Annotated in this window: 1 protein-coding gene; it reads left to right on the forward strand. The window is 58.3% G+C overall.

From position 1 onward, the window contains the following. On the forward strand, window positions 1–576 hold a 576-nt coding region (locus C5471_RS23500; protein ID WP_166296645.1), incomplete at both ends, for a hypothetical protein.

The raw sequence follows: 576 nt of genomic DNA on the forward strand, positions 1-576 counted from the left end.
TCACCGCCGATGGTCGGATAGAGAACCTCGGCACCCTCAGCAGCCGTGACGCGTTGCAGTTAACCAGTACCGCAAAGATAGACAATCAGGGCAAACTCCTGTCGCAATCGACAGTGACCTTGCAATCCGGCGAACAACTAAACAATAGTGGCCGGGTTGAGGCACGGGGCAATATCACCGCCAGAGCAGGCACGATACACAGTGGTCACAGCAGTGTGTGGGCCGCCGGGCTGGATGATAACGGCAACACCACCCGCCCCGGCTCATTAACCCTGACCGCGCGGCAGGTTCAGGCGAAGGGGAAAAATCTGGCCACCGATACGCTGGCTATCCACAGTCAGCAGATTGACCTGAGCGACAGCCAGACCGCAGCCGGACAGATTCAACTCACCGCCGGTCAAGCGGGAATAAGGACGGCTCACGCCACCGTCAACGCCAGCCGTTTTATTGCGAAAACACCGGGCCAGTTTAACAACGACGGCGGCCAGTTAGTGGCGCGGGAAATCCACTTCACGACGCCTGACATCTCTAACGAACGGGGAAAAATTAACCAGACCGGTCCCGGTGAACTGACGC

The sequence above is a fragment of the Photorhabdus tasmaniensis genome, assembly GCF_011189505.1.
Classification (GTDB): domain Bacteria; phylum Pseudomonadota; class Gammaproteobacteria; order Enterobacterales; family Enterobacteriaceae; genus Photorhabdus; species Photorhabdus tasmaniensis.